This is a genomic window from Actinoplanes hulinensis (assembly GCF_019429605.1).
Taxonomy (GTDB): Bacteria; Actinomycetota; Actinomycetes; order Mycobacteriales; family Micromonosporaceae; genus Actinoplanes; species Actinoplanes campanulatus.
On record NZ_JAHXZI010000034.1, the window covers coordinates 52,871 to 61,024 of the forward strand.

General features: G+C 70.7%; 8 protein-coding genes. 3 read left to right on the plus strand and 5 right to left on the minus strand.

Annotation, left to right across the window (positions count from 1 at the left end):
- Positions 1-84: 84 nt before the first annotated feature.
- Positions 85-453, minus strand: a complete 369-nt coding sequence (locus tag KZ829_RS40345) for a hypothetical protein (protein ID WP_220149111.1) — start codon at positions 451-453, stop codon at positions 85-87.
- A 150-nt stretch (positions 454-603) separates the two neighbouring features.
- On the opposite strand from KZ829_RS40345, the gene KZ829_RS40350 reads away from it, so the two are divergent.
- Genes KZ829_RS40350 through KZ829_RS40355 form a run of 3 tightly spaced genes read left to right on the plus strand, consistent with a single transcriptional unit; the run spans position 604 to position 1,890 of the window.
- On the plus strand, positions 604-975 hold the full coding sequence (locus KZ829_RS40350; protein ID WP_246637066.1) for a spore photoproduct lyase family protein: 372 nt from the start codon (positions 604-606) through the stop codon (positions 973-975).
- Positions 972-1,100: a hypothetical protein gene (locus KZ829_RS44325; RefSeq protein WP_281428360.1), complete on the plus strand. Its 129-nt coding sequence runs from the start codon at positions 972-974 to the stop codon at positions 1,098-1,100. The genes KZ829_RS40350 and KZ829_RS44325 overlap by 4 nt, the downstream gene beginning before the upstream one ends.
- Before the next feature lie 4 nt (positions 1,101-1,104).
- Entirely contained in the window at positions 1,105-1,890 is a 786-nt protein-coding gene (locus KZ829_RS40355) for a class I SAM-dependent methyltransferase (RefSeq protein ID WP_308285863.1), read from the plus strand.
- 24 nt (positions 1,891-1,914) lie between these two features.
- On the opposite strand, the gene KZ829_RS40360 is transcribed toward KZ829_RS40355, so the two are convergent.
- From KZ829_RS40360 to KZ829_RS40375, 4 genes are all read right to left on the minus strand, one after another.
- Positions 1,915-3,012, minus strand: coding sequence for an alpha/beta fold hydrolase (locus KZ829_RS40360; RefSeq protein ID WP_220149113.1), 1,098 nt, complete (start codon positions 3,010-3,012; stop codon positions 1,915-1,917).
- A 189-nt stretch (positions 3,013-3,201) separates the two neighbouring features.
- Positions 3,202-4,461, minus strand: a complete 1,260-nt coding sequence (locus tag KZ829_RS40365) for an erythromycin esterase family protein (protein WP_220149114.1) — start codon at positions 4,459-4,461, stop codon at positions 3,202-3,204.
- A gap of 28 nt (positions 4,462-4,489) precedes the next feature.
- Positions 4,490-4,765 carry a sulfurtransferase TusA family protein gene (locus KZ829_RS40370; protein ID WP_220149115.1) on the minus strand — a complete coding sequence of 92 codons (276 nt, stop codon included), beginning with the start codon at positions 4,763-4,765 and terminating at the stop codon, positions 4,490-4,492.
- A 13-nt stretch (positions 4,766-4,778) separates the two neighbouring features.
- Positions 4,779-6,281: a PP2C family protein-serine/threonine phosphatase gene (locus tag KZ829_RS40375; protein WP_308285864.1), complete on the minus strand. Its 1,503-nt coding sequence runs from the start codon at positions 6,279-6,281 to the stop codon at positions 4,779-4,781.
- Between the last annotated feature and the right edge of the window lie 1,873 nt (positions 6,282-8,154).

Sequence of the window (8,154 nt, forward strand, 5' to 3'; positions counted from 1 at the left end):
ACGGCGGGTACAACCGACAGGCGCCCCGCCGCTACCCGATCCTGGCCATCTGCTGCATGAGCCTGCTCATCATCAGCCTCGACGTCACGATCGTGAACATCGCGGCCTCTCGGCGCTGGAGGCCGGCCTCTGGGCGAGAGGCTCCCAGGCCAGCGCCGACCGTTCGGCGTCCAGCACGATCCACCCCCTTGATCCGAACGGTCCCGGATCCACCACGGCCACGAGCCCGGCACCCGTTCCGGGAGTCGGCTCCGGAGAACGCGCCCGGTCCGGAGCCGACGCCGGGAAACGCGACCGGTCCGGAGCCGGCTCGGTGATCGGGGCGCGCGGCCCGGAGGGAGCCGGGTCCGGTTCCGGTGCGGTGGGTGCGGCGCTGGAGCGGCGGCGGGTGAGCAGGAGCAGGGCCACGGTGACGAGCGAGACGGCCAGCCCGATGGTCAGGAGAAGGGGCACGCGGGTTCCGATCCGGGTGTCGCGGGACTGCGGTGACGGCGCCGAGTCAACGGCATTCCGGCGGCACCGGACATCCCTGTGCGCCCGATCGTGGCGGTAGTGCACGCGCCAGGGCGAACCGATTCACCCGGCCTGACGGACAATCGGGGTGTGAGTGAGCTGTTGGACATCCGACGCATCTACCTCGAACCGGCCGCCGCCGATCTGCCTCGTGGCCGCGAGACCCTGGCCCGGTTCCCGGGGGCGGCGATCGTCGAGGCGGAGAGCCACCAGCGGATCCCGGAGGTGCACGGTGACGAGGCGAATGTCCGGCGCCGGGTGCGGATCAAACGGGAGGCGCTGGTCCTGGGTGTGAAGAAGACGATCACCGCCCGCCCGAACGGCCGCTCCGCCGGTTTCATCGCCCCGTCGACGGCGAACGGCTGCGCCTACTGCTATGTCCCGCGACACAAGGGCTACAGCAATCCGATCACCGTTTTCGCCGACATCGAGCGCATTTCCGGCCCGGCCTCCAGCAGGTGAAACGCTCGCAGAGCGGCGATCTGGACGTCCGTTACCGCACCGGCGCGAAGGGCTCCTACGTAACGGCGCTCACCGATCTGATCGGCGAGCGTACGCCGTATCTGCGGGTTCGTTATGCATTCTGATCCCGTGACGAAACCATATGACGTCTTCGATGCGGCAGCGGCGGACTACGACAGCGTGGGGGTGGATTTCGTCGGGCCGATGGGGTCGGCGCTGGTCGCCGCCGCCGGGATCCGGGCCGGTGAGCGGGTGCTGGACGTGGGCTGCGGGCGCGGGGCGGTGCTGTTCCCGGCCGCCGCCGCGGTCGGGCCGTCCGGTTCGGTGACCGGAATCGACATGGCACCGGCGATGGTGGTTCTGACCCGGGCCGCGGCGGCCGGCTTGCCGCAGGTCACCGTGACGGTCGGCGACGGTCAGGCGCCGGACTTCCCGGCCGGCTCGTTCGATGTGGTGGCGCTCGGTCTGGTGCTGTTCTTCCTGCCGGACCCGGAGGCCGCGCTGCGGGCGTACCTCCGGCTGCTGCGGCCCGGCGGCCGGCTCGCGTTCAGCTGTTTCGCGGCGTTCGACCCGGGCTACCGGGAGGCGATGCGGGTGATCGGTGAACACACCGACGAGCCGTCTCAGCAGCCGAAACTCCCGGCGATGTTCGACAGCGAGGACACCTTGCGGTCCGCGGTCGGCGCCGCCGGCTTCGCCGACGTCACGATCGGCGATCTGACGGTACGCAGTGAGTTCCGCGACCTGGAGCACTTCCTCGCCTGGGTGGACTCGCACGCGGGCCGGACCGTGCTGCGCCGGGTCCCCGCCGAGCGCCGGCCCGGGTTGCTGGCCGCGCTCGCGCCGGTGCTGCCCGACCCGCCGGCGATGAGCACCGGGGTGCGCCTGGTCGGGGCGGTGCGCCCGGCGGGCTGAGCCGCCGGGCGCGTCCGCGAATGATCAGGTGAACCGGGCGGCGATCCAGTTCGCGACCAGGTCGGCGGACTGGATCACGGCGGTGTCGTGGGTGGCGCCGTCGATCGTCTCGAAGGTGAGCGAGACCCCGTACGCCTGGATCTGTCCGGCCAGCATCTCGGAGAGGAAGTAGGGGACGGCCTCGTCGTCGGTGCCGTGCACGAGCAGGATCGGCGAGCTCGGCGCGGTCTGGAGCGGGTTCTCGTAGGAGGCCATCTTGGTGATCACCGCGGCCGGCACGGTGCCGCCCTCGACCAGCTGCTCGGCGGTGAAGTTCTCGAAGGCGGCCATGATCTCGTACAGGCAGCCGGTCTGGAGAACGCCGAGCTTGGCCTCGGCTGGAGCGGCGAGGACGTTGGCGGGTTTGAAGCTCGGTTCGACGGCTGCCACGCCGTACAGGGCCATCACCAGGTAGCCCTGGACCGGAGTGCCCGCGATGTACGGAATGATCTCCTGTGCGTTGGAGAGCGGGGCGATCGCCACCGCGCCCTTGAGGACCAGATTGCCGTCGTAGGACGGGGCGAGCTGACTGGCGAACAGCGAGCCGGTGCCGCCCTGCGAGTGGCCGTCGACCACGTACTGGGTGGACAGTGCGGAGTCGAGGTTGCGGGCCGCCCGTACGTTGTCGATGATCGACCGGCCGGCGCTGGCTCCGATCAGGTAGGGGTGCTGCTGTACCGTCCCGAGCCCGGGATAGTCCGGCGCGGCCACCGTCCAGCCGCGTTCGAGCAGTTCGGCGACGGCGATCCGGGCCTCTTCCCAGAAGACCGCATGGTTGGTGGAGGGTGCGCAGGTGTCGGCGAGCCCGGTGGTGCCGTGTCCCCACGCCACGACCCGGTTCTTCTTGTTGGTGCGTGGTGTGAGGACCAGGCCGGTCGCGGTGATGACCCCACCGTTGATGTTGGTGGTGACGTACTGGATCCGCTTGCCGGTGGCGAGAGCGGACAGACTCGGCGGCAGACTCGCGGTGGACGAGCTGAGCACGTATCCCGGCACTGTCGCGTACGCCGGTCCGGCGGTCGCGACGACCACCCCGCACGCGGCGATCAACGCGGCGAGGATGAGTCGGGAGATCTTCTTCATGGCACCCCGTTCCCTGCTGTATCCGAAATGGATGATCGATGGAGGCCACAGCCTAAAACCGTTCTCCCCCACCGTGGATCAGCATTCACGGGCACATGTCCGTGCCCTTTCAGGCATCCGCACACGTCAACTGAATGATGTGCCACCGAGATTCAAAAGATCCATTTAACCGGTCCTTCATGGTGTTAATCAGACACCGCTGGGGTACGTCTCCGGCTCGTGCGCGTCCACCCGGAGAGTGTGCAGTGGCCGCAGCGCCCGCGTCTCGGCGAACCACAGAAACGCGTCGTAACGTTCACCCAGCACGGTCGGCACGTAATTGGCCCAGCGCTCCCGCTCCGCCCGGTAGACCACGCCGATCGCCCGGTGCGGCAGCACAGTGGTGAGCAGATCCGGTCGCGGGCCCTCGGCGGGGAAGACGAACAACCCGCACGTCGGAGCTGCCGCGTGTAAGACTTCCTCCAGCGAACCGGGCCGCGCCTCGGGCACGCCCATGACCTCCATCGGCTGTCCCCAGCCCGGGCCGGCCACCACCGTTCCCCGGTAGGTGCCGAAACCGACCAGCAGCACCTGGGCGTCGCCGTACCGTTCCCGCGCCAGCTGACCGATGGTGATCTCGCCGTACTGGGACTGATCGGTGGCCCGGGCGTCGCCGATGTGCGTGTTGTGCGCCCACACCACCGCCTTCGACGTGGGCCCGTACCGGCGCAGCAGCCGGTCCAGGGTCTGGTCCATGTGCCGGTCGCGGATGTTCCACGCCTCCGGGCCGCCGCGCACCATGGCCCGGTAGTAGCCCTCCGCCCCGGCCACCACCTCGGCGTTCTGCCACAACCCGAAGTCCCGGTCGCGGACCGCCGACAGCATCGTCACCACCCGGTCCTCGCAGGCGGCCGGCACGAGCTGGGTGGCCCAGCCGTACGCGTTGGGGTCCTCGTTGAACGGCTCGAAGCACCGGTACGCCTCCAGCGCGGCCGGCACCAGATCCGGGTCGTGCTCGCGCAGCCAGGTGAGGATCTCGCGCATCGACTCCCACAGCGAGTAGACGTCCAGCCCGTGGAAGCCGACCCGGTCGTCCGGCGCGCGCCGCGCGTTGCGGGCGTGCAGCCAGCGGGTGAAGTCGACGGTCTCCTCGTTGGCCCACATCCAGGTCGGCCAGCGGTCGTATCGGACCAGCGCGTCGCGCGGGTCGGCCCGGTCGTCGCGGACCGCGGCGTTCACCCGCTCACAGTCCGGCCAGTCCCCCTCCACCGCGACGAAGGAGTACCCGCACTCGGCGATCAACCGTTTCGTGAGCTCGGCCCGCCACTCGTAGAACTCGTGCGTCCCGTGGGTGGCCTCGCCGATCATCACGACCCGCGCGGCGGCCGCACGATCCAGGAGGATCTCCAGATCCCCCGGATCCCGCAGCGGCCGGGCGATCGAGGCGACCTCGTCCCCGTACCGGATCATTACGGCCGGATACCCGGCGCGAAACGCCCTATACGTCCGATCTATGCCACGGCCGGTCGGCCCGCGTCGCGGTGGCGCCGGCGGTCACCCGGACCCCGTACGCCGGACGGTCGCGCCCGTCGACCGGCCCCAGGTACTCGTGGCCGGTCAGGTGGCACCAGGCGGGCAGGTCGATGGGGGCGGCCGGATCGGTGGCGATCAGGTGGACGACCGCCCCGCCGGGCAGCGTGGTCGTCAGTTTCCGCAGCTCGATCAGGAGCAGCACACAACGGCGGTCTCCACCGTCCAGAACGACCGGGCTCATGCCCCGATCATGCCTAACGGGGCCGGGCCGCCAGGATGCAGGTGTCGTCGTCCGGGTTCGCGCGGCGCAACCGGGCCAGCAGTTCGGCCAGCGGCTGCTCGGGGGCGGACCGCACCGCGTCGTCGACCGAGGTGATCACCGCGTCCAGGCCCACGTCCAGGCTGCGCCGCCGGTGCTCGACCAGCCCGTCGGTGTACAGCAGCAGCACGTCACCGGTGTGGAAGCTGAGGACGGCGTCGCTGTACCGGGCGTCGTCGACCACGCCCAGCATCGGGCCGGGCGGCCGGGACAGCGGGGCCGTGTGCCCGCCCCGGCTCAGCAGCGGCGGCGGGTGCCCGGCCTGCGCCCACACCAGCTCGCCGCGCGCCGGGTCGAAGCGGGCCACCACGGCGGTCGCCGACAGCTCCGGAGACTCCGCCTCCAGCTCGCAGGTCAGCCGGTTCAGGTGCTCGAGCAACGTACCGGGATCGCTGGTGACCACGGCCAGAGCGCGCAGCGCGTGCCGCAGCTGGGCCATCGTGGTGGCCGCGTGCGTACCGTGCCCGGCGACGTCGCCGACGGCGAGCAGCACCGACCCGTCGCGCAGCGCCGCCGCGTGGTACCAGTCCCCGCCGACCAGCGTCTCCTGCCCGGCCGGCAGGTAGCGCACCGCCACCCGCAGCCCCGGCAGGTCGATCGGCTCGGCCGGGATCGGCAGGATGATCCGCTGGAGCCGGGCGGCCAGCTCGTGCTCGGCCGCGAGGGTGCGCTCCACCTCGGCCAGCCGTTCCACATTGGTCTGCTGCTCGGTGACGTCCTGGACGATCCCGCAGATCCGCAACGGACGCCCGCCACTGTCGCGCACCGCGTCGACGACCGTCCGCAGATGCTTGATCCGCCCACCGATCCGGACCCGGGTGATCACGTCCACCCGCTCGGACCGCTCGAACGCCTCCCGGGCGGCCGCCTGGAGCGGACGGTCGTCCTCCACCACGATCCCGTCCGCCTCGTCCCGGCCGAGCGGCCCGAGCGCCGGGTCCCGCTCGTAGATCCGGTACAGCTGCGACGACCAGTAGATCTCCCCGCTGGTCAGGTCCCATTCGCCCCAGCCGAGGTTGCCCAGCCGCTCCATGCCGCCGAACCGGTGCAGCCGGTCCAGCCGCTCCCAACTGACCAGCAGCCCCGGCCCGAGCCGCCGGGCCCGCACCGTGAACTCACCGTCCCCGATCCGCACCGCACCGAGATCGGCCGGCTCCCCGGTCTCCATCACCCGCTGGTAGACCGCCCACCGCTTCTCGGCCGCCACGTCCGGCGCCGTCCGGGTCACCGGCATGCCGATCAGCTGCGACCCGAACCGCCCGTCCGGAGTCACCGCCTCCGGGCTGGCCGCCGCCCACACCAGGTCGACGAGCCGCCCGTGCCCGTCGATCTCGGCGAGCAGATAGGCCGCCATCCCCGGCAGCGAATCAAGAATCCCGCGCACGGTCGCCAGCCACGGCGTCCCACTCTCATCGACCCGGACCCGCACATCGCTCACCACCCGCGCTCCCACAGCGACCTCCCCGCCCGCTCTGGGTTTCCTGCTTACGCCAGCACGGGGCACCACGGCATCCCCCGATCATCCGGGCGGGTAGCTCCGTCGCACACGTCACCCGGACGAGCGTCCGACGTTCGGCCCCATCCATCCGCTTCGCGGTCCCGGCCCCCCGATCGCTCACCCTGACCGGTCCGGTTCCCGCTCAAACCCTTCCCCGGGACGAACCAAGCGCCCCCGGCTCAGCAACCCCACCGTCCACACGGCGCCGCTCGCCCAACCCGGCCGCCCAACCCGGCCGCCCACCCCGGTCACCTTGCGGCGCACCCCGTCGGCAGCCTCTCCCGGAACCACAGAGCCGCCGATGCATCACGGACAGGTCGCCGACATCCCTTCGACGTCCGCAAGCCTCCCGCTCCCAATCCGGCCATTCCGCAGTTCCACCCAGGCCCAGCCCGTCCCACCGACCACTTTCACCATCCGTCAGTCCTCCACCACCTGCCGCCGCTCTTCGCTTCCAGCACCCCGGCGTCCCCTCCGTGAACCTCCCCCTTCCACCCCGAACCTCCCAGCACAGCCCTCGACCTCCGCCATCACCTCCGTTCCGTTCCGTCACCACCCAACCGCCACCACCACCCGTCCACACCCGACCCCGGCCACGTCAAACCCAGCCGCCACACCAACTCCCATCAGCCCAGCCGCACCGCACGACCCTCCAGTACCCGACCGCACCCACCGCTTTGCGGTCCCTGTCCTCACGGCCTCTCGACCCGGCAAACCGGCCGGCCGCCTCATACACCACCCATCGAGCTCATCACTCGAGGCGGCCTGGCCGGATCTCACTGAAGCCGTTGTTGCAAAAGGCCATCACCGCAAGAGGTCACACCCCGCCAGGCCACCACGTCTCGATACCCGGCCGGCCATCCCCCACGACGACGCCAAACAGTCACCGCACGCCCTACCCAGGCCGCTCAACCACCACCCGGCCCAGCCGCTCCACCACCGCACGCCCCCGCCCAGGCCGCTCCACCACCACGCCCCTGTCCAGGCGGCTCCACCACCACACGCCCCGCCCAGGCCGCTCCACGCCCTTTCGCGGCGGCCCGCCCGAGACGTGGACACGCTCCACGTCCCCGACCCGTCCTTCTCCGACCGCCCGGATCTTCCTTTCGAGCGCCTCGACCCGCCCCGCGCAGGCGGCCACAGCACGGCCTTCCTCCGCCGGCCCCCCATAGCGCGCACCCTGGCCAGCGCGATTCCGGAAGCCAAGAGATTCACCGATGAGTCCTGCCGATACACGTACGTGGTCCACAACCGCCCCCGGAGCGACCGCGGCACGCCGCCCCGCCGCACAGGTCGCGCCACCGGGCGGAGACGACCCATCCTCCCGCCGGACATCGCCTCCTCCATGCCACCCCACTGTTCCGCGTTCCCGTCGCTCAACCGGAAGGAAGCCAATCCCCCACAGGCTCCCGCCCGCCAGCGCCAGGATCCGGAGCCAGCCCGAAACCAGGCAGGCAAGCAGAAGCGAGACAACAGTCCTATCGGGAACAGAGCAGACCCAGATCCGGAAACCGCAGCCAAGCCGGGAAATGGCTCCAGCCCAGGCGCGCAAAACCAAAGAATGCGTGAAGCCAAAGTCAGACGTAGGCACGAAACCGGAGACGCAGGCGGAAGCGCACATAGGTCTGGAAGCAGCCACACAGACCAGAGCAAGAACAGGATCACTTGCGACCGCGGGCGCGCGATCACACAAGCACGAAACCCGAGACGCCCGCGGCCATGAAGGCAGCCATAAATTCCGGGACGAAGACAGCAACCGCGGAAGCGAAAGCGCTCTGGCGGGCCAAGGCGGGCCGGCCCCCGGTCCGCCTTG

What these genes read in the sequence shown, in the direction of transcription:
- KZ829_RS40370 (WP_220149115.1), bottom strand. Translation starts at nt 4,765, where the DNA reads ATGAGCCCGGTCGTTCTGGACGGTGGAGACCGCCGTTGTGTGCTGCTC.
- KZ829_RS40365 (WP_220149114.1), bottom strand. Translation starts at nt 4,461, where the DNA reads ATGATCCGGTACGGGGACGAGGTCGCCTCGATCGCCCGGCCGCTGCGG.
- KZ829_RS40360 (WP_220149113.1), bottom strand. Translation starts at nt 3,012, where the DNA reads ATGAAGAAGATCTCCCGACTCATCCTCGCCGCGTTGATCGCCGCGTGC.